At 72.5% G+C, this 26,397-nt stretch carries 28 protein-coding genes; 18 read left to right on the top strand and 10 right to left on the bottom strand.

What is annotated here, in order from left to right; all coding sequences use genetic code 11:
* Positions 1 to 43 precede the first annotated feature (43 nt).
* Entirely contained in the window at positions 44 to 1,339 is a 1,296-nt protein-coding gene (locus STRCI_RS04215; RefSeq protein WP_269657460.1) for a DUF6986 family protein, read from the top strand.
* Between the two features lie 67 nt (positions 1,340 to 1,406).
* A complete protein-coding gene (locus tag STRCI_RS04210; protein ID WP_269657459.1) occupies positions 1,407 to 2,996 on the top strand; it encodes a serine/threonine-protein kinase in 1,590 nt (529 codons plus the stop codon).
* On the opposite strand, the gene STRCI_RS04205 is transcribed toward STRCI_RS04210, so the two are convergent.
* Both STRCI_RS04205 and STRCI_RS04200 read right to left on the bottom strand, forming a co-directional pair.
* On the bottom strand, positions 2,942 to 3,733 hold the full coding sequence (locus STRCI_RS04205; protein ID WP_269657458.1) for a hypothetical protein: 792 nt from the start codon (positions 3,731 to 3,733) through the stop codon (positions 2,942 to 2,944). The genes STRCI_RS04210 and STRCI_RS04205 overlap by 55 nt on opposite strands.
* A gap of 7 nt (positions 3,734 to 3,740) precedes the next feature.
* Positions 3,741 to 4,790 carry a LacI family DNA-binding transcriptional regulator gene (locus tag STRCI_RS04200; RefSeq protein WP_269657457.1) on the bottom strand — a complete coding sequence of 350 codons (1,050 nt, stop codon included), beginning with the start codon at positions 4,788 to 4,790 and terminating at the stop codon, positions 3,741 to 3,743.
* 210 nt (positions 4,791 to 5,000) lie between these two features.
* Here STRCI_RS04200 and STRCI_RS04195 point away from each other — a divergent pair, with 210 nt between their 5' ends.
* From STRCI_RS04195 to STRCI_RS04185, 3 genes are all read left to right on the top strand, one after another.
* Positions 5,001 to 5,948, top strand: a complete 948-nt coding sequence (locus tag STRCI_RS04195) for an ROK family protein (RefSeq protein WP_269657456.1) — start codon at positions 5,001 to 5,003, stop codon at positions 5,946 to 5,948.
* A gap of 134 nt (positions 5,949 to 6,082) precedes the next feature.
* The gene (locus STRCI_RS04190) at positions 6,083 to 6,274 is read left to right on the top strand and encodes a hypothetical protein (protein WP_269657455.1); all 192 of its coding nucleotides are present in this window, start codon (positions 6,083 to 6,085) and stop codon (positions 6,272 to 6,274) included.
* A 144-nt stretch (positions 6,275 to 6,418) separates the two neighbouring features.
* Positions 6,419 to 7,456: an NUDIX hydrolase gene (locus STRCI_RS04185; protein WP_269657454.1), complete on the top strand. Its 1,038-nt coding sequence runs from the start codon at positions 6,419 to 6,421 to the stop codon at positions 7,454 to 7,456.
* A gap of 15 nt (positions 7,457 to 7,471) precedes the next feature.
* On the opposite strand, the gene STRCI_RS04180 is transcribed toward STRCI_RS04185, so the two are convergent.
* Positions 7,472 to 8,827, bottom strand: coding sequence for a dipeptidase (locus STRCI_RS04180; RefSeq protein WP_269657453.1), 1,356 nt, complete (start codon positions 8,825 to 8,827; stop codon positions 7,472 to 7,474).
* A 193-nt stretch (positions 8,828 to 9,020) separates the two neighbouring features.
* Between STRCI_RS04180 and STRCI_RS04175 the strand changes: the two genes are divergently transcribed.
* The gene (locus STRCI_RS04175) at positions 9,021 to 10,301 is read left to right on the top strand and encodes a geranylgeranyl reductase family protein (RefSeq protein ID WP_269657452.1); all 1,281 of its coding nucleotides are present in this window, start codon (positions 9,021 to 9,023) and stop codon (positions 10,299 to 10,301) included.
* Here the strand turns inward: STRCI_RS04175 and STRCI_RS04170 are convergent.
* Complete coding sequence (locus tag STRCI_RS04170) at positions 10,298 to 10,753, bottom strand: nitroreductase family deazaflavin-dependent oxidoreductase (protein ID WP_269657451.1); 456 nt, start codon at positions 10,751 to 10,753, stop codon at positions 10,298 to 10,300. The genes STRCI_RS04175 and STRCI_RS04170 overlap by 4 nt on opposite strands.
* Before the next feature lie 191 nt (positions 10,754 to 10,944).
* Here STRCI_RS04170 and STRCI_RS04165 point away from each other — a divergent pair, with 191 nt between their 5' ends.
* Positions 10,945 to 11,679, top strand: coding sequence for a TetR/AcrR family transcriptional regulator (locus STRCI_RS04165; RefSeq protein ID WP_269657450.1), 735 nt, complete (start codon positions 10,945 to 10,947; stop codon positions 11,677 to 11,679).
* Positions 11,680 to 11,695: 16 nt separating this feature from the next.
* Here STRCI_RS04165 and STRCI_RS04160 read toward each other — a convergent pair whose 3' ends face one another.
* Complete coding sequence (locus STRCI_RS04160; protein WP_269657449.1) at positions 11,696 to 12,250, bottom strand: GNAT family N-acetyltransferase; 555 nt, start codon at positions 12,248 to 12,250, stop codon at positions 11,696 to 11,698.
* A 96-nt stretch (positions 12,251 to 12,346) separates the two neighbouring features.
* Here STRCI_RS04160 and STRCI_RS04155 point away from each other — a divergent pair, with 96 nt between their 5' ends.
* Both STRCI_RS04155 and STRCI_RS04150 read left to right on the top strand, forming a co-directional pair.
* Entirely contained in the window at positions 12,347 to 13,564 is a 1,218-nt protein-coding gene (locus STRCI_RS04155) for a sensor histidine kinase (RefSeq protein WP_269657448.1), read from the top strand.
* On the top strand, positions 13,561 to 14,226 hold the full coding sequence (locus STRCI_RS04150) for a response regulator transcription factor (RefSeq protein WP_269657447.1): 666 nt from the start codon (positions 13,561 to 13,563) through the stop codon (positions 14,224 to 14,226). Before STRCI_RS04155 ends, STRCI_RS04150 begins: the two co-directional genes overlap by 4 nt.
* Here the strand turns inward: STRCI_RS04150 and STRCI_RS04145 are convergent.
* Both STRCI_RS04145 and STRCI_RS04140 read right to left on the bottom strand, forming a co-directional pair.
* Positions 14,187 to 14,471 (bottom strand): DUF6332 family protein, encoded by a 285-nt coding sequence (locus STRCI_RS04145; protein WP_269657446.1) that lies wholly within the window; start codon positions 14,469 to 14,471, stop codon positions 14,187 to 14,189. The genes STRCI_RS04150 and STRCI_RS04145 overlap by 40 nt on opposite strands.
* A gap of 74 nt (positions 14,472 to 14,545) precedes the next feature.
* Complete coding sequence (locus STRCI_RS04140; protein WP_269657445.1) at positions 14,546 to 16,030, bottom strand: MFS transporter; 1,485 nt, start codon at positions 16,028 to 16,030, stop codon at positions 14,546 to 14,548.
* A gap of 85 nt (positions 16,031 to 16,115) precedes the next feature.
* Here STRCI_RS04140 and STRCI_RS04135 point away from each other — a divergent pair, with 85 nt between their 5' ends.
* Positions 16,116 to 16,493: a MarR family winged helix-turn-helix transcriptional regulator gene (locus STRCI_RS04135; RefSeq protein WP_269657444.1), complete on the top strand. Its 378-nt coding sequence runs from the start codon at positions 16,116 to 16,118 to the stop codon at positions 16,491 to 16,493.
* Between the two features lie 37 nt (positions 16,494 to 16,530).
* On the opposite strand, the gene STRCI_RS04130 is transcribed toward STRCI_RS04135, so the two are convergent.
* Positions 16,531 to 17,265, bottom strand: coding sequence for a maleylpyruvate isomerase family mycothiol-dependent enzyme (locus STRCI_RS04130; protein WP_269657443.1), 735 nt, complete (start codon positions 17,263 to 17,265; stop codon positions 16,531 to 16,533).
* Positions 17,266 to 17,402: 137 nt separating this feature from the next.
* Between STRCI_RS04130 and STRCI_RS04125 the strand changes: the two genes are divergently transcribed.
* Positions 17,403 to 17,930: a DM13 domain-containing protein gene (locus tag STRCI_RS04125; protein ID WP_269657442.1), complete on the top strand. Its 528-nt coding sequence runs from the start codon at positions 17,403 to 17,405 to the stop codon at positions 17,928 to 17,930.
* A gap of 43 nt (positions 17,931 to 17,973) precedes the next feature.
* Here STRCI_RS04125 and STRCI_RS04120 read toward each other — a convergent pair whose 3' ends face one another.
* The gene (locus STRCI_RS04120; RefSeq protein ID WP_269657441.1) at positions 17,974 to 19,143 is read right to left on the bottom strand and encodes an MFS transporter; all 1,170 of its coding nucleotides are present in this window, start codon (positions 19,141 to 19,143) and stop codon (positions 17,974 to 17,976) included.
* A 134-nt stretch (positions 19,144 to 19,277) separates the two neighbouring features.
* Here STRCI_RS04120 and STRCI_RS04115 point away from each other — a divergent pair, with 134 nt between their 5' ends.
* The 6 genes from STRCI_RS04115 to STRCI_RS04090 all read left to right on the top strand — a co-directional run bounded on the left by STRCI_RS04115 (position 19,278) and on the right by STRCI_RS04090 (position 25,051).
* A complete protein-coding gene (locus tag STRCI_RS04115; RefSeq protein ID WP_269657440.1) occupies positions 19,278 to 19,781 on the top strand; it encodes a GNAT family N-acetyltransferase in 504 nt (167 codons plus the stop codon).
* Between the two features lie 136 nt (positions 19,782 to 19,917).
* Positions 19,918 to 20,982 (top strand): peptidoglycan recognition protein family protein, encoded by a 1,065-nt coding sequence (locus STRCI_RS04110; protein ID WP_269657439.1) that lies wholly within the window; start codon positions 19,918 to 19,920, stop codon positions 20,980 to 20,982.
* A gap of 95 nt (positions 20,983 to 21,077) precedes the next feature.
* On the top strand, positions 21,078 to 21,617 hold the full coding sequence (locus tag STRCI_RS04105; RefSeq protein ID WP_269657438.1) for a GNAT family N-acetyltransferase: 540 nt from the start codon (positions 21,078 to 21,080) through the stop codon (positions 21,615 to 21,617).
* A gap of 158 nt (positions 21,618 to 21,775) precedes the next feature.
* Complete coding sequence (locus STRCI_RS04100) at positions 21,776 to 22,972, top strand: amidohydrolase (RefSeq protein WP_269657437.1); 1,197 nt, start codon at positions 21,776 to 21,778, stop codon at positions 22,970 to 22,972.
* Between the two features lie 15 nt (positions 22,973 to 22,987).
* Positions 22,988 to 24,034 (top strand): ArsR/SmtB family transcription factor, encoded by a 1,047-nt coding sequence (locus tag STRCI_RS04095; RefSeq protein WP_269657436.1) that lies wholly within the window; start codon positions 22,988 to 22,990, stop codon positions 24,032 to 24,034.
* A gap of 123 nt (positions 24,035 to 24,157) precedes the next feature.
* Positions 24,158 to 25,051, top strand: a complete 894-nt coding sequence (locus tag STRCI_RS04090) for an expansin EXLX1 family cellulose-binding protein (RefSeq protein WP_269657435.1) — start codon at positions 24,158 to 24,160, stop codon at positions 25,049 to 25,051.
* Here STRCI_RS04090 and STRCI_RS04085 read toward each other — a convergent pair whose 3' ends face one another.
* Entirely contained in the window at positions 25,052 to 25,891 is an 840-nt protein-coding gene (locus STRCI_RS04085) for a class I SAM-dependent methyltransferase (RefSeq protein ID WP_336298789.1), read from the bottom strand.
* A gap of 80 nt (positions 25,892 to 25,971) precedes the next feature.
* Here STRCI_RS04085 and STRCI_RS04080 point away from each other — a divergent pair, with 80 nt between their 5' ends.
* A complete protein-coding gene (locus STRCI_RS04080; RefSeq protein ID WP_269657433.1) occupies positions 25,972 to 26,394 on the top strand; it encodes a helix-turn-helix domain-containing protein in 423 nt (140 codons plus the stop codon).
* The last annotated feature ends 3 nt before the right edge of the window (positions 26,395 to 26,397 follow it).

The raw sequence follows: 26,397 nt of genomic DNA, 5'->3' as shown, positions 1-26,397 counted from the left end.
CGGATTGTTGATTCCGTACTGCGGAAAACAGGAGGGTCTGGGAATGGGTCAGGGCCAGCAGGAGAAGGTGGCGACGAGCCTCGCGGGCGCCGTCAGCGAGGAGATCAGCGCCTCCCTCGCGCCGGTCGACGCCGAACTGGAGCGCCGCTATCCCGGAGACCCCGGCACCCGCCAGCCCGTCCACACCGTCTACGTCCCCGGTGACGCCTTCGCCGCCGACACGATCCGCTCCTGGGGCGACCGGGCCCTCGCCGCGCTCGACGAACACGCCCCCGACGCCGCCTCCTTCGCGGCCGTCCTCGGTCTGAGCGACGCACTCGCCGAGCCGGTCCACGCGCGCGTGCGCGCCAAGCTGGAGCGCGAGCCCGTCGAAGACCTGCGCGTCGACTTCGAGGACGGCTACCAGGGCCGCGACGAGGACGGCGACGCCGCCCGCGCGGCCCGGCTGATCGCCGAGGCGTACGCGAACGGCACCGCGGCCCCGTACATGGGCATCCGCATGAAGTGCATGGAGGCCCCCGTCCGCGACCGCGGCATCCGCACCCTCGACATCTTCCTCACCGGCCTGATGGAGGCCGGGGGCCTGCCCGACGGGCTGGTCCTGACGCTGCCCAAGGTGACCTACCCCGAGCAGGTCACCGCGATGGTCCGGCTGCTGGAGGCGTTCGAGAAGGCGCGCGGTCTGGAGCCCGGCCGGCTCGGCTTCGAGATCCAGATCGAGACCAGCCAGTCCATCCTCGCCGCCGACGGCACCGCCACCGTCGCCCGGCTGATCCAGGCCGCCGAGGGCCGCGCCACCGGACTGCACTACGGCACCTTCGACTACAGCGCCTGCCTCGGCGTCTCCGCCGCCTACCAGGCCAGCGACCACCCCGCCGCCGACCACGCCAAGGCGATCATGCAGGTCGCGGCGGCCGGCACCGGGGTACGCGTCTCCGACGGCTCCACCAACGTCCTCCCGGTCGGTACGACCGAGAAGGTCCACGACGCCTGGCGGCTGCACTACGGCCTGACCCGCCGCGCCCTCGCCCGCGCCTACTACCAGGGCTGGGACATGCACCCCGGCCACATCCCCACCCGGTACGCGGCCGTCTTCGCCTTCTACCGCGAGGGCTTCGAGCAGGCCGCCGCACGCCTCGCCCGCTACGCCAACCACGCGGGCGGCGACGTGATGGACGAGCCCGCCACCGCCAAGGCCCTCAGCGGCTATCTGCTGCGCGGCCTGGACTGCGGCGCCCTGGACACCGCCGAGGTCGCCCGGCTCACCGGCCTGACCCGCGCCGACCTGGAGGGCTTCGCCGCGCCCCGCCGAGGCGACCTGACGGTCTCCGGGGTGTAGTCCGGCGGCGTCACCGCCGCCCCTTAGGCTGTACGCCACACACGGAGGCTGACAGGACGGGGCGGCGGTGTCTTCGGGGGACTACGGAGGGACGGACGGGGCCGGGCGGCTGCTCGCCGGGCGCTACCGGGTCCTGGCCCAGCTGGGCCGCGGCGGCATGGGCGTGGTCTGGCGGGCCGCCGACGAGGTCCTCGGCCGCGAGGTCGCCGTCAAGGAACTGCGCACCTACGTCGACGCCGACGGCCCCGAACTCGAGGGCCTGCGGGTGCGGATGCAGCGCGAGGCCCGCGCGGCCGCCCGGGTCCGGCACCCCGGAGTCGTGGCCGTGCACGACGTCACCGAGGTCGACGGACGCCCGCTGATCGTCATGGAACTGGTCGACGGCCCCTCCCTGGACGACGTGCTGCGCGAGCGCGGCACCCTCGACCCGTACGAGGTGGCCGACATCGGCGCCAAGGTCATGGACGCGCTGGCCGCCGCCCACCGCGCGGGCGTGCTGCACCGCGACGTCAAGCCGGGCAACATCCTCCTGGACCGCTCGGGCCGGGTCGTCCTGACCGACTTCGGCATAGCCACCGTGGAGGACCCGGGCGACGGCTCGGCCACCCATCTCACCCGCAGCGGCGAACTGGTCGGCTCCCTGGACTACTTGGCGCCCGAGCGCGCCCAGGGCGCCGACCCCGGCCCGGCCTCCGACGTCTGGGCCCTCGGCGCCACGCTCTACGCCGCCGTGGAGGGCTCCTCGCCGTTCCGCCGGACGTCGACCTTCTCCACGCTCACCGCGATCGTCAGCGAGCCCCTGCCCGAACCGCACCGCGCAGGCCCCCTCGCCCCGGTCCTCCAACGCCTCCTGGACAAGCGCCCCGAGGGGCGTCCGGAGGCCGAGGAGGCCCGCGAACTCCTCCGGGCCGTCGCCGACCGGGAGAGCGGCGACACCCCTACGACGACCCTGCGCGCCACCCCGCCGGAACGCACCCTGACCGAGCGCGCCGTCCCGACGGTCCCGCAGGGGTTCGGGCCACCGGCACCACCCCAAGGCCCGTCCGACGAAGCCACACCGCAGACCGCCACCGCGCGCCTCTCCCGCGGCAAGAACCGCGTCCTGCTCGCCGCCGCTGCCGTCGCCCTCGTCCTCGCCTCGGCCGGCGCCACGGTCGCCCTGCTGAACAACAGCGGCGAAACCGAGGCGTCGGGGAAACCCACCCGGACCGTCGGCACCGCCGACTCGGCCACCTCGGACACCGGCGGCGGGGCGAGCCCCGACGGCTCGGCCGACGCCGAGCCCACCGACAAGTCCCCGACTCCCAGCCGCAGTACCGAGACCGAGCCGTCCGCGAAGCCCAGCCCCACTCCCACGCCGAGCAAGACCTCCGGGGCCTCCTGCCATGCCATCGGCGGCGGCAAGTACAACTGCGACGTGTGGCGTACCGCGACGTCCTACACCGCCGACGGCACCGAGGTCGGCGTCCTGGGCTCGGGCACCAACTACTTCTACTGCCAGCAGAACTTGGGCCGCCGCGAGACGTACGGCGAGTGGACCAACGTCTGGTGGGCGAAGACTGACGACGACAGCGGCAACGCGGACGTCTGGGTCAGCGACGTCTACGTCAGGGGCGGCGACAACGACGGGCCGGTGCCCGGACTGCCGGTCTGCTGAGCGACGTACCGCTCCAGACCGTGGACGGTCACCAGCTTCTCCTGCGCGAACAGCCGGGTACCGCGCTCGCACAGCAGATGGTCGGCGCGGGCCCGCCTGACGAAGTCCTCCGGAGTGACCCCGAACAGCTCCCTCAACCCGGCCGAACCCAGGAGCAGTTCGGTGAGCAGCGCGCGCTGGCCGGGATGGGTGCGCGGCGCCCCGGCGCCCTCGTGCAGTACGCCGCGCCGATTCACGTACGAGAAGACGCCCGGCAGTGTGGTGCCGTCCGCGAGGTCGACGCGCACCTCGGGTGAAGGCAGCCAGGCCCGCCGGTAGTTGCCGAGCGGGAGGGGCACGCCCTCGCTGGCGTCGATCACCGTGAGCTGCTCGGCGTCGAGCCACAGGACGAACAACTCCCGTACGGTGCCCGGCGCGTGGAAGGGGGATGCAGACACATAGCCCAGGCGGCTCACATGTGCCGACACGCCGATCTCCACGCCCGTCACGCGGGCCTTGACCATGGGGATCGGGGAGACGATGCCGAACTCGGCCATCTTGTACCGCAGTTGGCCGGGGCAGGCGTTGGAGCCGACGGCGAGGACCGGTGTCCGGTCGGCGTGGACAAGACGCTCCAGGGGCAGGAACCGCTCGCCGTCCAGGAGCCCGGAGTCCGCGGGCCAGCAGCCGGGGTAGAGCAGCGGATGGTCGCGGGGCGCCTCGGCGAGCCCCAGTGTCCGGAGTGTGGGTCCGTCCATGGGGCGCTCAGTCCGCCGGGGGCAGTTCACCCGAGCCGCGGGTGATCAGCCGGGTCGGCAGCTCGATGCGCTCGGGGGTGACGAGCGTGCCGTCGAGCTGGCGGAAGAGGCGCTCGGCCGCGGTCCGGCCGAGGGCGGCCGCGTCCTGCGCGACGACGGTGACGCCGGGCTGGAGCAGATCGGCCAGCTCGATGTCGTCGAAGCCGACCAGCGCGACCCGGCGGGACTGCTCGGCCAGGACGCGGATGACGGTGACGGTGACCCGGTTGTTGCCCGTGAAGATCGCGGTGACCGGCTGCGGGCCGGACAGCATGTCCTCGGCGGCCCTGCGCACCCGCTCGGGGTCCGTGACGCCCAGGGACATCCAGGCGTCCGCCACGGGTATCTCCGCGTCCTCCATGGCCGCCCGGTAGCCGCGCAGCCGCTCGGCGGAGGTGTGGATACGGGGCATGTCGCCGATGAAGCCGATCCGGCGGTGGCCGTGGGCGATGAGGTGCGCGACGCCGTCCCGGGCGCCGCCGAAGTTGTCCGACAGCACGACATCGGCGTCGATCTTCCCGGCCGGACGGTCCACGAACACGGTGGCCACGCCCGCCCGGATCTCCGGCTCCAGATACCGGTGGTCGTCGCCGGCCGGAATCACCACCAGACCGTCCACCCGTCGCGCGCACAACGCCAGCGCCAGCTCCTGCTCGCGGTCCGCGTCCTCGGCGCTGGAACCGTTGATCAGCAGCGCCCCGTGCGCCCGCGCCACCTCCTCGACCGCGCGGCTCAGCGGGCCGTAGAACGGGTCCGCGAGGTCCTCCAGGACCAGCCCGATGCTCGCGGTACGGCCCTTGCGCAGCACCCGGGCGCTGTCGTTGCGGCGGAAGCCGAGCGCCTCGATGGCCTCCTGGACGCGGCGCTCCGTCTCCGGCGTGACCCCGGGCTCGCCGTTGACGACCCGCGAGACCGTCTTCAGGCCCACTCCGGCCCGAGCGGCCACGTCCTTCATCGTCGGCCGGTTGCCGTAGCGGTTCTGAGCGGTGCGGTCGGCGCGGCGGATGGTCTCGGGCACGATGCGGGTCCTGTCCTGTTCGTCCACGGGGAGACGGCTTCGTCCACGGGGATGCGTCGATCCATGGTTTGTATGAGGATGTGGCGTCGAGCATAGAGCCTGGACAACGTTGTCAGATGCAGGGGACACTGTCCACCGCACTCTCCGGCCTGCGCCCCACCGCGTGTCCGGCCGCCCTTTCCGCATGGTTGACCGGGAGATCTGACTCTGATGCACACCGACCTCGTGGCCGCACTGGACATCGGCGGAACGAAGATCGCCGGAGGTCTCGTGGACGGCCGCGGCCGGATTCTGGCGCGCGCCCAGCGCCCGACCCCGGCACGCGAGAACGGTGACACGGTGATGGGCGCCGTCGAGGCGGTGCTCGGCGAGCTGACCGCCTCACCGCTGTGGGCCCGCGTGGGCGCCCTCGGGATCGGCAGCGCGGGGCCGGTGGACGCCTCCGCGGGCACCGTCAGCCCGGTGAACGTGCCCGGCTGGCGGGACTATCCGCTGGTCCGCCGGGTCCGCGAGGCGACCGGCGGACTGCCCGTCGAGCTGATCGGCGACGGTGTGGCCATCACGGCGGCCGAGCACTGGCAGGGCGCCGCCCGGGGCCATGACAACGCCCTGTGCATGGTGGTGTCCACGGGCGTCGGCGGCGGTCTGGTCCTGAACGGCCGGTTGCACCCGGGCCCCACCGGCAACGCCGGTCACATCGGCCACATCAGCGTCGACCTCGACGGCGACCCCTGCCCCTGCGGTGCGCGCGGATGTGTGGAGCGCATCGCGAGCGGTCCCAACATCGCCCGGCGCGCCCTGGACAACGGCTGGCTGCCCGGCCCCGACGGTGACACCTCCGCCGCCGCGGTGGCCGCGGCCGCCCGCGCGGGCGACAAGGTCGCCGTGGCCTCCTTCGAGCGGGCGGCGCAGGCCCTGGCCGCCGGGATCGCGGCCACCGCGACCCTGGTCGAGATCGACATCGCCGTCATCGGCGGCGGCGTGGGCAAGGCGGGCGAGGTGCTGCTCGCTCCCCTGCGCAGGGCCCTCGGCGACTACGCCACGCTCTCCTTCGTGCAGCGGCTGACCGTGACACCGGCCCAGATGGGCACGGACGCGGGCCTGGTGGGCGCGGCCGCGGCGGCCCTGACCCGGCGGGCGGACGCGGCGACGGTGTGACGCGAGTGGCCGAGGGGGCGGCAGGAACGTTCCGGCGGCCACTCTGCCGTCCGGCCGCCCCTTCCGGCCGATGCGCCGTCGCTTTCCGTGACGGACGCCGTGACCCCCGCCCCGCCCGCGCAGTTGAACCCGCCATGAAGAAGCGCAGCATGCTCGCCATCGCCTCCCTGGCCACCGGATTCGTCGTCGCGGCCATCACGCCCTCGCACTCCCTCGGGAGCGATCTGACCGACCTCGACGTGGGCGACACCCTCAGCACCGTCGAGGACACGGTCGCCAGCGACAGCCTGGCCGTCGAGGACAACGCCCTCGGCCAGAACGACTGACCCGCTCCACGGCACGGGCACGGCGCCGGTGTCCCCGCACCCGGGGGCACCGGCGCCGCCGTACGCGCGCCCTCAACTGGAACTGGTTTCCGTGGCAGGGTGGAGCGGGCAAGCCACAGGGGGCCAACAGAAGAGGGGGAGTCCGTGATCGTCTGGATCAACGGCGCGTTCGGTGCGGGGAAGACCACCACCGCACGGGAACTGATCGAACTGATCCCGAACAGCACGCTCTTCGACCCCGAGGTCATCGGCGGAGCACTGCCGTACCTGCTCCCGCCCAAGCGCCTCGCCGAGGTCGGCGACTTCCAGGATCTGCCGATCTGGCGACGACTCGTGATCGACACCGCGGCCGCGATGCTCGCCGAACTGGGCGGGACGCTCGTGGTCCCCATGACCCTGCTGCGCCAGGAGTACCGCGACGAGATCTTCGGCGGCCTCGCCGCCCGCCGGATCGCCGTACGGCATGTCCTCCTGGCCCCGGCGGAAACGATCCTGCGGGAGCGCATAGCCCAACGGGAGGTCCCCGACGTCCCCGATGGCGAACTACGGACCCGACAGTGGTCGTACGACCAGATCGAGCCCTACCGTTCCGCGCTCGCCTCCTGGCTCACCGCCGACGCCCACCCCGTCGACAACGGCCGGCTCACCCCGCGCCAGACGGCCGCCCGGATCGCCGAGGCGGTCGCCACGGGGACCGTGCCGGTCTGCGACATCGTGCAGACCCCCGAGCCGACGGCCGAGACGCTGGCCGCCGGAGTCCTCCTCTTCGACGAACAGGACCGCGTCCTCCTCGTCGATCCCACCTACAAGGCCGGCTGGGAGTTCCCCGGCGGCGTCGTCGAACCCGGCGAGGCGCCCGCGCGCGCCGGCATGCGCGAGGTCGCCGAGGAGACCGGGATCCGGCTGACGGACGTACCCCGGCTCCTCGTCGTCGACTGGGAACCGCCCACGCCACCCGGATACGGCGGACTGCGCCTCCTCTTCGACGGCGGACGGCTCGGCGCCGCACAGGCCGGACGGCTGCTGCTGCCCGGCCCGGAACTGCGCGACTGGCGCTTCGTCACCGAGGAGGAGGCAGCCGAACTGCTGCCCCCGGTCCGCTACGAGCGACTGCGCTGGGCCCTCAGGGCCCGGGAACGCGGGGCCGCGCTGTACCTGGAGGCGGGCGTTCCCACCCCGTGACCCGGGGCCCGTCGCTCAGCTCGCCGCGTAGTTGCGCAGGAACAGCGCCTCCGCCACGGACAGCCGCTCCAGCTCCTCGGGCGACACGCTCTCGTTCACGGCGTGGATCTGGGCCTCCGGCTCGCTCAGACCGATGAGGAGGATCTCGGCGTCCGGGTAGAGCGCCGCGAGGGTGTTGCACAGCGGGATGGAGCCGCCCTGACCGGCGTACTGCATCTCCTGGCCCGGGTAGGCCACCGCCATCGCCCGGGCCATCGCCGCGTACGCCGGGCTGGTGGTGTCGGCGCTGAACGCCTGGCCCTGCCCGACCTGCTCGGTGTGCACCCGCGCGCCCCACGGCGTGTGCGCCTCCAGATGGGCCTGGAGCAGCTTGGTCGCCTCGGCCGCGTCCACGCCCGGCGGCACCCGCAGACTGATCAGCGCGCGGGCGCTCGACTGCACGGACGGGGTCGCGCCGACCACCGGCGGGCAGTCGATGCCCATGACCGTGACGGCCGGACGCGACCAGATACGGTCCGCGACCGCGCCGGAGCCGATCAGCTCCACCCCGTCCAGCACCTTGGCGTCCGCGCGGAACTGCTGCTCGTCGTACTGGAGCCCCTCCCACGCGGACCCCGGGGCCAGCCCGTCGACCGTCGTCGAGCCGTCCTCGGCCCGCAGCGAGTCCAGTACGCGGATCAGCGCGCCCAGCGCGTCCGGGGCGGCGCCGCCGAACTGGCCGGAGTGCAGATTGCCCACCAGGGTGTCGATCTGCACCCGGACCATGGTCATCCCGCGCAGCGTCGTGGTGACCGTCGGCAGACCCACCCGGAAGTTGCCCGCGTCACCGATGACGATGGTGTCGGCCGCCAGGAGCTCCGGGTGCGCCTCGGCGTACCGCTCCAGACCGCCCGTGGCCATCTCCTCGGATCCCTCGGCGATCACCTTGACATGCACCGGCACGCCGCCGTTGGCCTGCAGCGCGCGCAGCGCCAGCAGGTGCATGACCAGCCCGCCCTTGCAGTCGGCGGTCCCGCGGCCGTACCAGCGGCCGTCGCGCTCGGTCAGCTCGAACGGCGGGGTCAGCCAGGCCGATTCGTCCAGCGGCGGCTGCACGTCGTAGTGGGCGTAGAGCAGGACCGTCCTCGCGCCCGCCGGGCCGGGCAGGTAGCCGTACACCGACTGGGTGCCGTCCGGCGTGTCCAGGAACGCGATGTCCTCGAAGCCCTCGGCGCGCAGCGCGTCCGCGACCCAGCGCGCGGCGCCCTCGCTCTCGCTGCGCGGGAACTGGTCGAAGTCCGCCACCGACTTGAACGCCACCAGCTCGGTGAGCTCTTCCTTCGCCCTCGGCATCAGCGAGGCGACGGTCTCGGCGACCGGATTCGACGACATGGGCACGCTCCTCGTGGGTGCGACGTTGTAGATGTGCGTACTTCTGTGTACGGCTGATCGGGCGAGCGTAGGCCCCACCGGGTGTGGTGGGCACCTACATCGCCGATCCTCCCACAGCGGCCTGCGGCAACCGCCGCCGTAGGATGCGGGAGACAGCAGCGGCAGGCGGCTTGATCGGGAGCAGTAGACCATCGTGAGCAGCGAGAACTCTTCGGCGGACGACGTGCGGCAGGTGTGGGACGTCGTCGTGGTCGGCGCGGGGCCCGCGGGGGCCTCCGCCGCTTATGCGGCAGCGGTCGCGGGGCGGCGTGTGCTGTTGCTGGAGAAAGCCGAGCTGCCGCGCTACAAGACGTGCGGCGGCGGCATCATCGGCCCCTCGCGCGACGCGCTCCCGCCCGGCTTCGAACTGCCGCTGCGGGACCGGGTGCACGCGGTGACCTTCTCGAACAACGGCCGTTTCAGCCGTACCCGCCGCTCCAAGAAGATGCTCTTCGGGCTCATCAACCGGCCCGAGTTCGACCAGCAGCTCGTGGAGCACGCGCAGAAGGCGGGCGCCGAGCTGCGCACCGGCGTCACCGTCCAGCGGGTCGAGCAGCACGGCTCGGCGGTCCCCGACCGGCGTTCGGTCGCCGTCGTCCTCCAGAGCGGCGAGACGATCCTCGCCCGGGCGGTCGTCGGCGCGGACGGCAGCGCCAGCCGGATAGGAGCGCATGTCGGGGTGAAGCTCGACCAGGTGGACCTGGGTCTTGAGGCCGAGATCCCGGTGCCGGAGACCGTCGCCGAGGACTGGCAGGGGCGGGTGCTCATCGACTGGGGGCCGATTCCCGGCAGTTACGGCTGGGTCTTCCCCAAGGGCGACACGCTGACGGTCGGGGTGATCTCGGCGCGGGGCGAGGGCGCGGCCACCAAGCGGTATCTGGAGGAGTTCATCGGCCGGCTCGGGCTCGCCGGGTTCGAACCGGCCGTCTCCTCCGGTCATCTGACGCGCTGCCGTGCCGACGACTCTCCGCTGTCGCGGGGTCGGGTGCTGGTGTGCGGGGACGCGGCGGGGCTGCTGGAGCCGTGGACCCGTGAGGGCATCTCCTTCGCGCTGCGCTCGGGGCGGCTCGCGGGGGAGTGGGCGGTGCGGATCGCCGAAGCGCACGACGCCGTGGACACCCGACGCCAGGCCCTGAACTACGCGTTCGCGGTCAAGGCCGGGCTCGGCGTCGAGATGAGCGTCGGCAAGCGGCTGCTGGCGATGTTCGAGCGGCGTCCGGGGCTGTTCCACGCCGCGCTGACCGGGTTCCGGCCCGCGTGGCGCTCGTTCGTGGACATCACGCGCGGGTCGACGACGCTGGGGGAGCTGGTGCGCAGCCATCCGATGGCCCAGCGCGCGCTGACGGCCATGGACCGTCGGCAGGGGCAGGTCGGTCCCGTGGGTTCCGTGGGTCCGGTGGGTTCCGTGGGCGAGGAGTCCGGCGCCGGTTCCTAGTTCGTGAGGGTGATCCGGAACACCGGGTGATCCGGGGCGATACGGCGCAGGTCGGCGTCGGGGGAGTCGGGGCCGACTCCGTTGAAGAAGACGCCGACCTCGGCCTTCCAGCGCTTGAGGTAGGCGCGCAGCAGGGGCACCTTGTCGTCGTCGGCGACCTCGGTCGCGGTGAACACGTCCACGTGCTTGCCGAGGTGCAGCTCACCGCCGCCTGCCGCGCGCATGTTGTGCGTCCACTGGACATGGCCGCGCGGGGCGACGAGGTACTGCTCGCCGTCGACGGTCAGCAGGTTCACGGGGGTGGTCCGCCACTGGCCGCTCTTTCGGCCGCGGACGGCGAGGACGCGGGAGCCCCAGACGCTGAGGCCGCGGCGGGTCAGCCAGGCCACGGTGCGGTTGAAGACGTTGACGGTGAACCAGCCGGGCTTCTTGACGTGCGTGGACGTGGCCATGAGGGACCCCCTTGAGTGACGGAGCGGTGCTCTCTTTTGTGAGCACTGCTCTCGCTTCCTGCTCGTACAGCATGGACGAGATCGGTGCTCCAATGCAAGAGCACTGCTCTCTTTTTAGTTCGATGCTCTCGTTTTGGTTCACTGCTCTCGATTGTGTGCAGTGCTCTCGCTTTCGTGGGACACTTCCCCGCATGACCACCGCACACGGCAGCACCCCACAGGGAGCCCGCGCCCGGGCCAGGATCGAGGTCACCGCCGCCATCAAGGACGAGGCGCGCAGACAGCTCGCCGCCGACGGCGCCGCCAAGCTCTCGCTGCGCGCCGTGGCCCGCGAACTCGGCATGGTCTCCTCCGCGCTCTACCGCTACTTCCCGAGCCGCGACGACCTGCTGACGGCACTGATCATCGACGCCTACAACTCGGTCGGAGGGAGCGCCGAGGCCGCGTGCGACGAGTTCGCCGACGCCGGTCCGGCGCACCGCTGGATCGCGGTGTGCGAGGCGGTACGCCGCTGGGGGCTCGCGCATCCGCACGAGTACGCGCTCATCTACGGTTCTCCGGTGCCCGGCTACAGCGCCCCCGACACCACGATCCCGGCCGCCGCCCGGGTCGGCGAGGTCCTGATCGGCATCGTGCGCGACGCCCACCGGGGACTCGGTCTCGCCAAGACCCCGCTCCCCGGGGAACTGCGCCCCGAGGCCGAGCGGATGGCCGCCGACTTCGCCCCCGACCTCCCCCCGGAGACGATGGCGGCGCTCATCGCGACCTGGGCGCAGCTCTTCGGCCTCGTCGGCTTCGAGCTGTTCGGCCAGTTCCACCGGGTGGTCGAGGACCGCGAGCGGTTCTTCCGGCATGCTGCGGGCCAACTCGCCCAGGCTGTGGGCCTGGTGTTCCCGCAGACGGGACCGGCGTACGCCGGGGAGTGAGCGCCCGCTCCGATGTTCAGCGCAGGTCGAGGAGCATCGCGTCGTGCGGGTCCGCGTCCTCCCAGGGGTGGGCCCGGCCGATGCTGCGGTAACCCCAGGCGCGGTAGGCGGCCGACGCCGCCGCGCTCTCCGGGTGGACGTTGAGCAGCACCCGCTCGGCGCCGACGCCGTCCAGCAGCCTCTCGTGCAGACGCCGCGCGACACCCTGCCCTCGCCACCGCTCCAGCACCGCGAGTTCCATCAGCCCGAAGGAGCGGTGTCCGTCCTCCCGGCGTATGCCGTCGGGCACGCGCTCGGTCAGCCGGTCCCACCAGCCGGTGTCGGGTGCGAACAGGGAGCCGTACGCCATGCCGGCCGGTTCGCCGTCCTCGGTGCGGGCCAGGGCGGCGCGGAAACCGGTTCTGGCGGTCAGGGAGGGAAAGTGCCGGAAGGCGTCGGTGACGTCGGCGGCGGTCACCCGGTACGGCGGTCCGGCGAACGCCTCGGCGTAGATCAGCCGGAACGCCTCCTCGTACCGCGCCGCGGCCGGTCCCTCCACCAGCTCGACCTCGACCGTCACTTGCCGCCCCATGCGCTGCTCCCTCCGCCGCGTACTTCCCTGGGAGTATCCGTGATCACCACGCGCGGGTGACGCGGCCCGGCGGCGTCGGCGTCTAGCGTGGCGGACATGGAGGAGCAGCGTGCGCCCGCGGCCGGTCCGCCGCACTGGTGGCGGAGCGGGCCGCCGTGGTGGCGGCAGGAGCGGCGGGCGCGGTGGCCCTGGCGGTCGACGGCACTCGTCACCGCCTTCGTGCTGATCGGGTCGAACTACGCCGCGAAAGGGCAGGTGGACGAGCGGGTCGCCCTCGATCCCTTCGCCCGGGTGCTGTTGCTCGTGGCCGGTCTGATGCTGCTGTGGCGGCACCGGTATCCGGTCGCGGTCGTCTGCGGTACGGCCGGTGCGGTCATGGTCTATCTCGGCGCCGGGTATCCGTACGGGCCGGTCTTCCTGACCGTGGCGATCAGCTGCTTCAGCGCGATCGTCGCGGGGCATCGCCGGGCCGCCTGGTCGGCCCTGGGCGCCCTGTGGGCCGGACATGTGCTGGTCGGCCACTGGCTCTACCAGTGGCTGCCGCCCGCCGGGGACTCGGCCGCGCCCTGGGGGCAGGAAGGCGCGATCGCCGCCTGGGTGCTGGCCGTGGTGGCGCTGTCGGAACTGGTGCGCACCCGTCGGGAGCAGTGGGTCAAGGAGCAGGCCGAGCGGGCGCAGGCGGCCAGGCGGCGGGCGGACGAGGAGCGGCTGCGGATCGCCCGGGAGCTGCACGACGTACTGGCGCACAGCATCTCCGTCATCAACGTCCAGGCAGGTGTGGGCCTCGCGCTCCTCGACTCCGATCCCGAGCAGGCCCGGACCGCCCTGAGCACCATCAAGGCGCAGAGCAAGGAGGCGCTCGGCGAGGTGCGGCAGGTACTCGACACGCTCCGGGCGCCCGGTGACGCGCCGCGCACGCCCGCGCCCGGACTCGACCGGCTGCCCGAACTGGTGGAGCAGGCGGGCCGGGCCGGACTGTCCGTCGAGGCGCACGGCGCACCGCCCCCGCTGCCGCCCGGCACCGACCTCGCGGCCTTCCGGATCGTCCAGGAGGCCCTCACCAATGTCGTACGGCACTCCGGATCCCGGCGCGCGCGCGTGCACCTCGACCAGGAGGGCGGCACCCTCCGGATCCGGGTCGACGACGACGGCCCCGCCACCGGCGCCGACGCGGGCGGCAGCGGCAACGGTCTGGCCGGAATGCGGGAGCGGGCCGCGGCCCTGGGTGGCACGATCGAGGCGGGCCCGCGGGCCGACGGAGGCTTCCGGGTGCTCGCCGTACTGCCCCTCACCGCGAAGGAGGACGACCGGTGATCCGCGTACTGCTCGCCGACGACCAGTCACTGGTGCGGGCCGGCTTCCGGGCGCTGCTCGACGCGCAGCCCGACATCGAGGTGGCCGGTGAGGCGGCCGACGGCGAGGAGGCGCTGCGCGCGGTCCGTGAACTCGCCCCGGACGTCGTCCTAATGGACATTCGCATGCCCGTCCTGGACGGGCTGGCCGCGACCCGGCGGATCACCGAGGACGACCGGCTGAAGGACGTGCGGGTGGTGATGCTCACGACCTTCGAGCTCGACGAGTACGTCTTCGAGGCCATCCGCTCCGGGGCCTCGGGCTTTCTGGTGAAGGACACCGAACCGGAGGAACTCCTGCGCGCCGTACGGGCGGTGGTCGGCGGGGACGCGCTGCTCTCGCCCGGGGTGACCCGGCGGCTGATCGCGGAGTTCGCCGCCCGTTCCAAGGAGCCCGCGGCGGCCGACGCCCTCGCCGAACTCACCGAGCGGGAGCGGGAGGTGATGGCCCTGGTCGGCATCGGGCTGTCCAACGAGGAGATCGCCCGCCGTCTGGTGGTCAGTCCGCTCACCGCGAAGACCCATGTGAGCCGCACGATGGTCAAGCTGGGCGCCCGGGACCGGGCCCAACTGGTCGTGCTCGCCTACGAGTCGGGGTTGGTGCGGCCGGGCTGGCTGGGCTGACGCGCATGCCGGTGGCGCACCAGCACGCTGATCACCCGTACGCCGAAGACGACCACGGCGAGCCACTTGCCGCCCTGCCACAGCAGCGACTCCGCCGTCCACGGCAGATCGAACAGCAGCGCCGGACCGGCGACGGCCCCGAACACCACTCCCGCCGCGAACACGGCGCTGACCAGCGCGTATCCCACCTCGACGACAAATGCGTCCTGCTCGGCCTTGTTGCGCCGGCCCCCGTACTGACTCATACGAGGAGTCAAACAGGCAGGTGCCCGGCGGGGCAAGCGACCCCCGCCGGGCACCTGATGTGGAGACGGTCCCCCTAGTCGCGGACCGGAACCCGGTCCTTCTCCGTCTCCCGCACAGTGGACTTGGCGACCACGACGGACGGCTGGGCGGGACGCCGCCCGCGCAGGCCGGTGAGCGTGATCAGCAGGCCCGCGACGGCGACGCAGGCCACCACCACGAAGCCGGGACGGTAGCTGTCGAGGACCGCCTGCGGGGTGGGCCGGTCGGGTGCGCCGGCGGTCACCACCGCGGTCACCACGGCGAGGAAGATCGCGCCGCCCACCTGCACCGAGGTGTTGAGCAGACCGGAGACCATGCCCTGCTCGTGGTCGTCGACGCCGTTGGTGGCCTGGATGTTGAGCGAGGGGAAGACCAGCGCGCAGGCCGCGCCGATCAGCAGCATCGACGGCAGGATGGTCGCGGCGTAGACCGGATCGAGGTCGATCCGGAGGAACAGCGCGTAGCCGGCGACCATGAGCGCGAAGCCCGCCGCGATCAGCTTCTGGGTGCCGAAGCGGTCCACGATCGAGCCGACCTTCGTCGAGGACAGCGCCACCAGCGCGCCGGCCGGCAGGAAGGCGAGCGCGGTGTGCAGGGCGGACCAGCCGAGCAGCGACTGCATGTAGAGGGTGGTCAGGAACTGGAATCCGACGTACGAGCCGAAGAAGGCGACGGCGCCGAGCTGGGCGCGGATCTGGTTGCCTGAGCGCAGCACGCCGAGCCGGACCAGCGGTCCGGGGGAGCGGCGCTCGACCAGGACGAAGGCGCTCAGCAGGACGGCGACGGCGAGGAAGGACAGCAGGGTACGGGCGGAGGCCCAGCCGACCTCCGGGGCCTGGACGACGGTGAACACCAGCAGCAGCATCGAGGCGGTGCCGAGGACGGCGCCGGGGATGTCGTAGCCGTTGTGGTTCTTCTCGCGGGGGCTGCGCGGCAGCAGCTTCAGGCCCGCCACCAGGGCGATCAGGGCGATCGGCGCGGGCAGCAGCATGGTCAGGCGCCAACTGGCCTCGGTGAGCAGTCCGGAGAGCACCAGGCCCATGGAGAAGCCGGTGGCGGCGCAGGTGGTGTAGATCGCGAGGGCGCGGTTGCGCAGCGGGCCCTCGGCGAAGGTCGTGGTGATGATGGACAGTCCGGCGGGCGCGGTGAAGGCGGCGCTCAGTCCCTTGATGAACCGGCTGGCGATGAGCAGCGGGCCGGAGTCGACGAGCCCGCCGAGCAGCGAGGCGAGCGCGAAGACACCGAGGGCCACCAGGAAGACCTGGCGTCGGCCCAGCAGGTCCGCCGCGCGTCCGCCGAGGAGCAGCAGTCCGCCGTAGCCAAGGATGTAGCCGCTGACGATCCACTGCAGTGTGGAGGTGGAAAGGCCCAGGTCGGAGCCGATGGAAGGCAGGGCGACGCCGACCATCGAGACGTCGAGGGCGTCGAGGAACATCGCGGCGCAGAGCACCAGCAGGGTGCCCCAGAGGCGGGGTGTCCAGCGCCCGTCGGACGTGGGGGCGGAGAGCGGAGAGGTCATGCCGCAGACACTACATGCGCATGCATCGAATGCAAATGCATTTAATTCCAATGCAATAATTCCGGATCTCTGCTACGGTGCGCCCATGGCGGCGAACAAGGCCGAGCAGGCGCTCGTGGACCAGTGGCGGGACATCCTCGCGCTGCACGCTCGCACACAATGCGAACTCGACCGCGCGCTGCACCAACACGGCCTGTGCGGAAGCGACTTCGAGGTGCTGGACGTGCTGGCGGGCGGTGCCTGCGCGCAGCGCGTGCAGGAGATCTCCGAGCATGTCCATCTGAGCCAGAGCGCGCTCTCGCGGCTGATCGCCCGGCTGGAGAAGGACGGACTCGTCGAGCGCCATATGTGCCCCGAGGACCGGCGAGGGGTGAAGGTCGCCCTCACCGAGCGGGGGCGCGAACTGCACGGTGCGGTACTGCCCGTGCAGCGCGCGGTGCTGACGAGGATGCTGGCGGACTGACCACCTCGGCCCTTCGGCTACGGGACGCGGCGCGGTCTCACGTGACCGCCGACTTCTCCTGCCACAGCGCCGCCACCGAGGCGTCGCCGTGCACCGTCGGGAACGGCTGCCGGTTCCACAGCGCCGGGTAGAGCACGGCGACCGGCCCGGCCACCTCGCAGTCCGCCTCCCCGGCCCCGCCCCGCGCGGCGGCGGGCGGCTCCTCGGAGAGCCGTACGGTCCACACCGCGTCGTCCGCGTCGGTCGCCCGCACCCGCAGGACCCGGGGTTGGGGACTGCGGGCCCGGCTCCTGGCGCGGTCGTGGAAGCCGAGGAGGAGTTCGTCGATGCCGTCGGCCGCGAAGACGGGGTCGATCCCGGTGGGCGTACCGCCGCGGGCCGCCTCGGCGTCGAGCCGGTGGATCGTGGTCTCGTGCGCCTGGCGGCGGGTCCAGAAGGCGAGCGGTGAGGGCGCGGGGAGGAAGTGCCAGCACCGCACGTCCGGTTCGGCGGCGGTGAGGGTGTCCACCAACTGCCGGTGTCCCTCGCGGAACCAGGTCGTCAGCGCGGCGCCGTCGAGCGCGGGCGGTTCCTCGGTGGGCCGGAACGAGAGGTGTCCCTCGGCGACGAAAGCGGCGGCCCAGCGGTGCACCACGCCCGTGTGCCGCAGCAGGTCGGCCACCTGCCAGCCCGGACATGTCGGCACCTTGGCGTCGGTCCCGGCCAACTCGGCCGCCTCGGCCAGCAGTCGGCCCTCCCGGTCCAGGACACGGAGGAAGTCGGCAGTCTTCATGAGGGCGAGTGTGCCTGATGAAGTGCGGTCGAAGGGAAGCGCCGTAAGGGTTTCGTCATGGGTTCAGGACTCCCGTACGCGCCGGTGACCCGATGGAATGGGTGCAGGTGACGACGCTCGGAAATCGGGGGAAGCTCATGGGACGCGTACGGAAGTCGCTGATCGTCGGGGTGCTGGTGGTGGCCTTCGCCGGGGCCGGGTTCGGGCTGTACTGGTTCCAGCCGTGGAAGCTGTGGCAGGACGAGACGGTGGAGGAGGCGCTGCCCGTCGCGGTGGACACGTCCGCCCCCGCCACCGAGAAGGAACCCGTCCCGCTGACCCTCGCCCGCGGCGAGCTGATCAGCCACGAGCACGACACCTCCGGCAGTGTGCGGCTCGTGCGGCTGACCGACGGGACCCATGTCGTCCGGCTGGAGAACCTCGACACCAGCAACGGCCCCGACCTGCGCGTCCTGCTCACCGACGCCCCCGTGAAGGAGGGCACGGCCGGCTGGCGGGTCTTCGACGACGGACGGCACATCAGCCTCGGCAAGCTCAAGGGGAACAAGGGCAGCCAGAACTACGCCGTACCGGCCGACCTCGACCTGACGCGGTACAGCAGCGTCAGCATCTGGTGCGACCGGTTCGACGTGTCCTTCGGGGCGGCGGAACTGCGGGAGGCCTGAGGGCTCGGGCAGGCCTGGGCGGAGGCTTCGGGGACGACAGGCCCTAGAGCGCTCTGTTGAAGCGCCGGGTGGTGAACCCGATGGTCGCGGCGACGGCGGCCAGGACGGCGACGCTGGTCAGGGCGGCGGGCAGGGAGAACCACTCGGCCATGAAGCCGATGGCGGGCGGCCCGAGGAGCATGCCGCCGTAGCCGAGGGTGGACGCGGTCGCGACGCCGCTGGGCCCGGCCAGCGCGCCCGCCCGCTCGATGGCGATGGGGAAGAGGTTGGCGAGCCCGAGTCCGGTGACGGCGAAGCCGACGAGGGCGAGCCACACGGACGGGGTGAGCGCGCCGAGCAGCATCCCGGCGGCGGCGGTGGCACCGCCGAGGACGACGGTACGGGTGCGGCCGAGCCGCTGGAGCAGCGTGGAGCCGGTGAGCCGCCCGAGGGTCATGGCGAGCGCGAAGCAGGAGAACCCCGCGGCGGCGAGACCGGGCGAAGCGCCCAGGTCCTGCTCAAGATGGAGGGCGCCCCAGTCGGCCATGGCGCCCTCGCCGTACGCCGTGCACAGCGCGATCAGCCCGAAGACGGTGACGAGCCCGCGGGTACGGCGGTCAAGGCGCCGTGGACCGTCGCTGCGCCCAGGCGTCCGGGGCGCCCGGGGCGGCTCGATGCGCAGCAGGACGCGTCCCGCGAAGAGGGTGACGGTGAGCCCCACAAAGGTGAGTCCGAGCAGGTGCCAGGCGGGGGACAGGCTCCCGGCGACGAGTCCGCCCAGCCCCGCGCCGACCATTCCGCCCAGGCTGAAGGCCGCGTGGAAGCTGGGCATGATCGGCCGCTGGAGGGCGGTGACGAGATCGACGGCGGCGCTGTTGAAGGCGACGTTGATTCCGCCGTACGCGGCCCCGAAGAGCAGCAGGACGGCGGTGAGGGCCGGGACGGAGTGGGTGAGCGGGGGCAGGGCGACGCTGAGGGAGAGCAGGACGGCGCAGACGACGGTGACCGGGTGGCTGCCGTGCCGACGGCACAGCCGCCCGGTCAGTGTCATGGTGACCACGGCACCGGCGGAGACGCCGAGCAGGGCCAGCCCCAGGGCTCCCGCGGAGGCGTTGACCTGCTCCTTGATCGCGGGGATCCGCACGACCCAGCCGGCGAAGACGAAGCCGTCGAGGGCGAAGAAGACGGTGAGGGCGGCACGGAGGCGGGTGAGGTCGGTCCTGGTACCCGGCACGACATTGTGCGAGCGGGGTTTGTTTATTTGCGGCACAAAGTCAGGGTAGGGAGGGTTGGGGGGGAGGGCAAGGTCGGGTCCGGCGGAGGTAAGTCATTTGTCGGAAGAGCGGAGCGCCGTTAGCTTCGCCGTCCATGAACCCGACTCTGCGCACCGAGCGCCTGCTGCTGGAGCCGTACACGCCCGACGACGAGGAGGACTTCGTCGCTCTGTTCCAGGATCGGAGGGTTTCGCAGTGGATGGGCGACGGGCCTGCCACCGAGGCGGAGGACCGGGCCCTGTTCGGGCGGATCTTCACCAAGGTCTATGCCCAGGAACTGTTCGACGTCTGGGCCGTTCGCCGGGACGGCCGCTTGATCGGGCACGCGGAGATCAAGCCGACCGACATGGCCCAGGGGCACGAGATCGTTTACGCGCTGACCCCTGAGGTGTGGGGATCGGGCCTGGGGAGAGAACTGGCCCGGGCGATCGTCGCCCACGGGTTCGAAACCCTCGGGCTCACGGAGGTGCACGCCACCGTGGCGGCCTCGAACAGCGCCTCGCTCGCCCTGCTGGAGCGCATCGGCTTCGAGCACGTCCGCGATGTGACGGAGGACGACGGCAGCACCACTCACGTCCTGACACGCCGACAGGGGTGAAGAGACTGTCGGTACCTCCCTGGATCACGCGTTCTCGCGACCCCTCGGACATGTGTGTCGTGGCGTACGGCGGTGCCGTGGCGGGCAAGAACAGCGCGCGGCGCTTCGGCGCCGGGTTGGGAAGGGAGGGCAGACCATGGCCACGCCGCTCAGTGCCGGCCGGCTGGTTGCAGCACTGCGTGCCGAAGGGTGCGACGTCCACGAGGTCAGCGGATGGCGTACCAACAACAGGAATCACAAAGGGCCTTGGGGGCCGGTGAACGGCGTGATGGTGCATCACACCGTCACCGGGCCCGGGACGGATGTGGTCAGCCTCATCTACCACGGCCACAGCGCCCTGCCCGGCCCGCTGGCCACCGGCTGCATCACCAAGGACGGCATGATCCACCTGACCGGCAACGGCCGCGCGAACCACGCCGGGGGCGGCGACCCCGATGTGCTCGCCGCCGTCGTCAACGAGTCGTACGGCAGCTACCCGCCGCCCACCCGCGAGCACGAGGGCAGTCCCGGCGCCGTCGACGGCAACGCTCGGTTCTACGGCTGGGAGTGCGAGAACGAGGGTGACGGGCGGGATCCGTGGCCACGTGCTCAGTACCTCGCCATGGTCAAGGCCACCGCCGGGATCTGCCGGGCGCACGGCTGGAGCGCGAAGAGCGCCGTCGGCCACCTGGAGTGGTCGGACTGGAAGCCGGACCCCCGCGGCTTCGACATGAAGGAATTCCGCAGCGACCTCGCCGCATGCCTGGGCCTCCCGGCCGGGGTGTGGGAAGGAGACGACGAGCCCATGCCCCAGTACGTCAACCTCGGCATCGCGGACCCCTACGAACTGGCGCCCGGCGTCTGGGACTCGATCGAGCTCACCGCCGAGTGGACCGACGAGACCGGCGACCACGCCACCGAGGGCAGCGTCTTCGCCCGCGGCCCCGCCCGCTTCACCGGCTCCGTCAGCCTGCGCTTCGACGGCCTGCCCGCCGGGTGCGCCGTCCAGGCCCGCATGTCCGAGTTCCAGGGCACCGAGCACCGGGTGGACCACCCGATCCACGAGATCGTCGCCACCGACGGCGACACCTTCGCCGTCGTCCCGCTCACCAAGCGCCTCACGTCGGGACGGAGCATGCGCGTACGGCTGCTGAACCAGGCGGATGTGCCGATCACGGTGACGAGCGTGGTGCTCACGGCCCTGGTGTGGAAGGAGGGGTGAGCGGCTCGGATCCCGGGGAGCGGTCCTCGTCCCCGTACAGCGCTGCCCAACTTATTCGTTTGCCGCCGGTTCGGCCGGTCGGATAGGAAGCTCGCATGCTTAGGGGTAGCAAGGTCGGGCTCAGGGCCCGGCATCAGGACGACATCCCGGTCCTGCGGGCCGAACTCCACGACGACGTGGCCAATCACGCGCGGGTCCAGGCCGTACCGTGGCGGCCGATCACGCCCGACGCGGAGGCCGCGCCGTTCAAGGTGGACGACACGGAGGAGGGGCACATCCCCTTCTCCGTGGTGGAGTTGGACGGCGGCACGCTGATCGGTGCCGCGACGCTGTGGGGCATCGACGACCACAACCGGTTGGCACACATCGGGCTGAGTCTGCTGCCGTCCGCGCGCGGCAAGGGCTACGGCACCGACGTGGTCGCGGTGTTGTGCCACTACGGCTTCGTGGTGCGCGGACTGCGGCGAATGTCGATCGAGACGCTCGCGGACAACGCCGCGATGCTCCGCGCCGCCGAGCGCAACGGCTTCGTCCGCGAGGGCGTGCTGCGCTCCTCGGCCTGGGTGATGGGCGAGTTCCTCGACGAGGTGCTGCTCGGCCTCCTCGTGCACGAGTGGAAGGCGGACCGGCCCTAGCGGTCCGGTCAGGTGCCTCATCGGCATCCTGGGGCGCCCGGACGCGCCGCCGCTTCGATTACCTGCGCTGCGGTAATCCAGGCCCGGTGGTGCGAGGGCGGGCGCACTCTGCGTACGGCGGTGCCTGCCGCTCTCGACGCCGTACCCACGGAGGCCCCATGACCCGCACCGAGCTGCCCACGTTGCACGCGCTGGCCGTCGAACTCGGCGCGCTGCGGACCCGGATGGAGGCCGTGAGCCTCGACGTCCACGCCCGACCGGAGCTGAAGTTCGCCGAGCACCACGCCCACCAGGTCCTGACGCGATGGCTCGCGGAAGCCGGATTCGCGGTGACGGACCAAGTCCGGGGGATGGACACCGCGTTCGTCGCCGTACACGAAGGCATGCGACCGGGGCCGTATGTCGCCCTGCTCGCCGAGTACGACGCCCTGCCCGGGGTCGGGCACGGCTGCGGGCACAACCTCATCGCCGCCGGAGCCGTCGCGGCCGCGCTGGCCGTCGTACGGGCGCTGCCCGCGCATCCCGGCACTGTCGCCGTCATCGGCACACCCGGTGAGGAGATGGGCGGCGCCGGGAAGGTGCGGCTGGCCGAGGCAGGGGTGTTCGAGGGCGTGGACGCGGCCCTGATGTTCCATCCGAGCGACCGGTCCGTCACCACGCAGCGCGCGCTCGCCGCCGCGCATCTGCGGATCGACTTCACCGGAGTCAGCGCGCACGCCGCGAAGTCGCCCTGGGACGGCCGCAGCGCCCTCGCCGCCGCCCAGCTCTTCCTCAACGCCCTCGACTCGCTACGGCAGTTCGTCCCGCCCACCGCCCGGCTGCACGGCATCGTCGCGGACGGCGGACAGGCGCCCAACGTCGTACCGGCCCATGCGGCGGTCGAGTTGTACGTACGGGACCGTACGACCGCCGCCGCCGAGGCGCTGGTCGAGCGGGTCCGCGCGGCAGCCGAGGGCGCGGCCCTGGCCACCGGTACGGCCGTGGCCGTGTCGGAGACCGGGCCGATGTACGCCGAGCGCCGGGACAGCGCGGTGCTCGCCGAGCGGTTCGGGCGGGCCGTGCGCGAACTGGGGCTGGACATCGCCCCCGGGGAGCCGGACGAGCCCGCGGGCTCCTCCGACATCGGCAACCTCTCCCAGCTCCTGCCGGTGATCCATCCGTACATCCGGATCGCCCCACCCGGCACGCCCGCCCACTCCGAGGCGATGCGCGAGGCGGCGGCCGGACCCTTCGCCCACGACCGCACCGAGATCGCGGCGACCGGGCTGGCCCGGGTGGCCGCCGAACTCCTCCTGGACGGCGGCCTGTTGGCGGCCGCGCGGGCGGAGTTCGCCGCGGGCCGGGCGCCGGCGTGACCTACACTGCCCGCCATGCCGGTCGTGATCGTCCTGGAAGGGGCCGCCCCCGACCGCCTCACCGTCGCCGTGTCCCCGCTCGCCGAACTCGCCGCGAGCCTGCACGTCCTGACCGAACACACCCACCACACCGAACACGCCCCCTGGGCCGAGGAGATCACCCGCGCCGCCCCCGCCGCGTTCCGGGCCGGGCTGCGCCGGTTTGCCCCGCTGTGGACCGCGCTGCGCTGGCGCGGGTTCTACCCGGGGCTGAACACGCCCCTGGCGCGGCTGCCCATGGACCGGTTCGCCGAACTCACCGCCTACGCCTGCGTCAGCGGCTACCGGGGCTTCGACTTCGGCCGGCTGCCGCACGACCCGGCGCAGGCCGCCGCCCTGCGCCGGGCGGCCTCCGCCCTGCCCGCACCGCACCCGGCGCTCGCGGAGGACCTGCTGCGCGACCCCGAGCGGCTGCGCGACGACCTCCTCGCCTTCCTCGACCTGTGCCGGAGCGTCTACTTCGCCGACCTGTGGGCGGCGACCGAACCCTTCCTCACCCGCGCCGCCCACCTGGTCAGACAACGGCTCGCGGACGAGGGCGCCGAGGCCGCGCTGCTCTCGCTCAGCCCGTCCAGCGCCCGCCCCGACGGTCCGTCGCGGGTCGTCTTCGACAAGGTGCACCACGCGGTGATCAGTCCGGCCCGCACCCCGCTCCTGCTCATCCCCACCCGCTACGGCGCCCCGCATCTGCTGGTCAAGGACGAACCGGGGCTGCCGCCGGTCGTCCACTTCCCGGTGGACGCCCCCGAGATCGGCGTCACCCTGGCCCGCAGCCGCATGCTGGCGCTCACCGATCCGCGCCGCGTGCGGCTGTGCCGGCTCATCGCCCGGCAGGCCATGACCACGGCCGACCTCGCCGACCGGCTGTCGATGACCCGCCCCCAGGTCTCCCGCCATCTGCGGGCCCTGCGCGACCTCGGCCTGGTCCGCGTGGAGCGCAATGGCCGGTACGTGCACTATGGCCTCGACACCGCTGCCGTCGAGCGGATCGGGCGGGACGTGGTGACGGCCCTCCAGTACTGACGGGGTGGTGACGGCACGGCTCGCTCACGGTGCGAGACCGGGCTTGTCGGTGTGTCGCCGGGTCTGGCACGATCGCTGCTCCTGTCAATCACGGCAGCGCACAGCGGCCGTCAAGGAGGTCCGGTGCACAGACGGTGGCTGTGGATATCGGCGGCCGCGGCGCTCATCGTGGCCTCCCTGACCCTGGTACTGCTCTCCGACGGGCAGGCCGACGCGGACCGGGCCGCGACCACGCCCACCGCCACGGTGAACGTGCCGGACACGACGCCGAGTCCGTCACCCCGTACGACCGGCCCGACGGCGAAACCGTCCCCTTCGCGCAAGCCGTCCCCCTCCGCGACCACCGCCAAGCCGAGGCCTTCGGCGACCCGCACGCCTCAAAAGGCCTCGGCCACGGGGGCGTTGGCCGGGCGGATACGGCCCGGCGTCAGCTACCGGGGCCTCGCCACCTTCTACGACTCCGACGGCACGGGCGCCTGCATGTACGACGCGAGCAAAGACGTCATGACCGCCGCGATGAACCACACCGACTACGAGACGGCCAAGGCCTGCGGGGCGTACGTGACCGTCCGCGCGGCCGACGGGGCCTCCGTCACGGTTCGGGTCACCAACGAGTGCCCCGAGTGCGCGCCCGGCCATATCGACCTCAGCGCCGAGGCCTTCGCCCGTCTCGCCGCGCCCTCGGCCGGACAGATCCCGGTCACCTGGGAGCTGGCGAGCCCGGCCGACGTGGGCACGCTGTCCGTCCGGTACAAGACGGGGTCCAGCAGTTACTGGTGCGCGATCCAGGTGATCGGCCACCGCAACCCGGTGGCGCGGCTGGAGGTCGGCACCGGCGGCGGCTGGCGTCAGTTGCCGCGCGCCGAGTACAACTACTTCCTCGCCGAGGACGGGGGCGGGTGCGGCGGCCCGATCAGGATCACCGACATCCACGGGCAACGGCTCACCGTCGAGGGGATCGGGATCAGGGCGAACGTCGTGCAGCCCACCCGGGTCCAGTTCCCCGGGCCCGCGTAGTCAGCGTGCCTGGGCGCCGACCACCCAACAGGCGGCGGTGAAACGGACTTCCGTGCCGTGCACGAACGGCTCGAAGGCGGCGCGGACCGTCGTCACGATCCGCTCCCGGGTCCGCTCGTCCACGTCCGGAAGGAGCTGGCCGAGCGGACCGAGCCGGGTGAAGTAGCGGACCAGATCCGCGGTGGGCAGGGTGCAGTCCACCTCGAACGGCTGGATGTCCACGTCGGCCCACCCGCCGGGCGTGAGCACGTCCCGGACCAGGGCCGGGTCCGCGAACGCGAACTGTCCCGGTCCGTCCGGCCGACGGGCGGGCAGCTCGGGGAGCAGCGGGGCCGCGGCGCGTTCGGCCGTCGTCATGAACGGGTTCTCCTCCGCGCCACGCCAGACGACGACCCGGAGCCGGGCGCCGTCCTCGGCCGCGCGCCGGAGGTTGGCGAAGGCGCGCACGGAGTCGTCGAAGAACATCACGCCGAGGCGCGAGACGACGGTGTCGAAGGCGGCCGTCTCGAAGGCGTACCCCCCGGCGTCGGCCCGGACGAAGGACGCCGGAACCCCCTCCCGCTCGGCGCGGGCCCGCGCGGCCGCGATCATCGGCTCGGAGATGTCGACGCCGACACAGCGCCCCGCCGGACCGAGGCGCCGGGCGAGCGCCACCGTGGTGCCCCCGGTGCCGCAGCCGACATCGAGGACACGACCCTCGTGCCCCGCGGGCACCGCCTCCACGAGCAGCTCCTCCAGGGGCCGGAGCAGCCCGTCCAGCAACGCCTGTTCCTCCACCCAGATGTGTCCGGTCCGACCGTTCCAGCGGGCCGCCTGGCTGTCATCGGTGCTGTGCGTCATGTTCATCATCGTCTCCCGTGCTTGCCGTCGTCGGGCGGAGATGACAGCGTGCTACTTCAAGCCGACTTGAGGTCAACACCATGACGGACCTGGACATCGCCGAAGTGTCACGCCGCGCCGGGCTGCCCGCCTCGACCCTGCGGTACTACGAGGAGAGGGGGCTGATCGCCTCTTCCGGCAGGCGTGGCCTGCGCCGCCAGTACGACCCCGGGGTGCTCCAGCGTCTGGCGCTGATCGCCCTGGGGCGCTCCGCCGGGTTCTCCCTCGACGAGATCGCCCGTACGTTCGCCCCTGACGGGCCGCCGGACATCGACCGCGGGATGCTCGCCGCCAAGGCGGACGAACTGGAGGCGAGAATCAAGGAGTTGGGCGTCCTGCGCGACTCCCTCCGGCACGCCGCCGCCTGCCCGGCGCCGAGCCACATGGAGTGCCCCACGTTCCGTCGCATCCTCCGGGCCGCCGGGGCGGGCGAATCCCGTACGTGGGCCGACGGACCTGGGTAGCTT

The organism is Streptomyces cinnabarinus (assembly GCF_027270315.1).
GTDB classification, from domain to species: Bacteria; Actinomycetota; Actinomycetes; order Streptomycetales; family Streptomycetaceae; genus Streptomyces; species Streptomyces cinnabarinus.
This window is presented reverse-complemented; position numbering and strand designations above follow the sequence as displayed.

Coding starts and splice junctions, on each gene's coding strand:
- STRCI_RS04155 (WP_269657448.1), top strand. CDS start 12,347: ATGGAGGAGCAGCGTGCGCCCGCGGCCGGTCCGCCGCACTGGTGGCGG.
- STRCI_RS04080 (WP_269657433.1), top strand. CDS start 25,972: ATGACGGACCTGGACATCGCCGAAGTGTCACGCCGCGCCGGGCTGCCC.
- STRCI_RS04125 (WP_269657442.1), top strand. CDS start 17,403: ATGGGACGCGTACGGAAGTCGCTGATCGTCGGGGTGCTGGTGGTGGCC.
- STRCI_RS04160 (WP_269657449.1), bottom strand. CDS start 12,250: ATGGGGCGGCAAGTGACGGTCGAGGTCGAGCTGGTGGAGGGACCGGCC.
- STRCI_RS04110 (WP_269657439.1), top strand. CDS start 19,918: ATGGCCACGCCGCTCAGTGCCGGCCGGCTGGTTGCAGCACTGCGTGCC.
- STRCI_RS04130 (WP_269657443.1), bottom strand. CDS start 17,265: ATGAAGACTGCCGACTTCCTCCGTGTCCTGGACCGGGAGGGCCGACTG.
- STRCI_RS04115 (WP_269657440.1), top strand. CDS start 19,278: ATGAACCCGACTCTGCGCACCGAGCGCCTGCTGCTGGAGCCGTACACG.
- STRCI_RS04105 (WP_269657438.1), top strand. CDS start 21,078: ATGCTTAGGGGTAGCAAGGTCGGGCTCAGGGCCCGGCATCAGGACGAC.
- STRCI_RS04140 (WP_269657445.1), bottom strand. CDS start 16,030: ATGACCTCTCCGCTCTCCGCCCCCACGTCCGACGGGCGCTGGACACCC.
- STRCI_RS04190 (WP_269657455.1), top strand. CDS start 6,083: ATGAAGAAGCGCAGCATGCTCGCCATCGCCTCCCTGGCCACCGGATTC.
- STRCI_RS04135 (WP_269657444.1), top strand. CDS start 16,116: ATGGCGGCGAACAAGGCCGAGCAGGCGCTCGTGGACCAGTGGCGGGAC.
- STRCI_RS04170 (WP_269657451.1), bottom strand. CDS start 10,753: ATGGCCACGTCCACGCACGTCAAGAAGCCCGGCTGGTTCACCGTCAAC.
- STRCI_RS04100 (WP_269657437.1), top strand. CDS start 21,776: ATGACCCGCACCGAGCTGCCCACGTTGCACGCGCTGGCCGTCGAACTC.
- STRCI_RS04205 (WP_269657458.1), bottom strand. CDS start 3,733: ATGGACGGACCCACACTCCGGACACTGGGGCTCGCCGAGGCGCCCCGC.
- STRCI_RS04145 (WP_269657446.1), bottom strand. CDS start 14,471: ATGAGTCAGTACGGGGGCCGGCGCAACAAGGCCGAGCAGGACGCATTT.
- STRCI_RS04165 (WP_269657450.1), top strand. CDS start 10,945: ATGACCACCGCACACGGCAGCACCCCACAGGGAGCCCGCGCCCGGGCC.
- STRCI_RS04085 (WP_336298789.1), bottom strand. CDS start 25,891: ATGACGCACAGCACCGATGACAGCCAGGCGGCCCGCTGGAACGGTCGG.
- STRCI_RS04215 (WP_269657460.1), top strand. CDS start 44: ATGGGTCAGGGCCAGCAGGAGAAGGTGGCGACGAGCCTCGCGGGCGCC.
- STRCI_RS04180 (WP_269657453.1), bottom strand. CDS start 8,827: ATGTCGTCGAATCCGGTCGCCGAGACCGTCGCCTCGCTGATGCCGAGG.
- STRCI_RS04095 (WP_269657436.1), top strand. CDS start 22,988: ATGCCGGTCGTGATCGTCCTGGAAGGGGCCGCCCCCGACCGCCTCACC.
- STRCI_RS04195 (WP_269657456.1), top strand. CDS start 5,001: ATGCACACCGACCTCGTGGCCGCACTGGACATCGGCGGAACGAAGATC.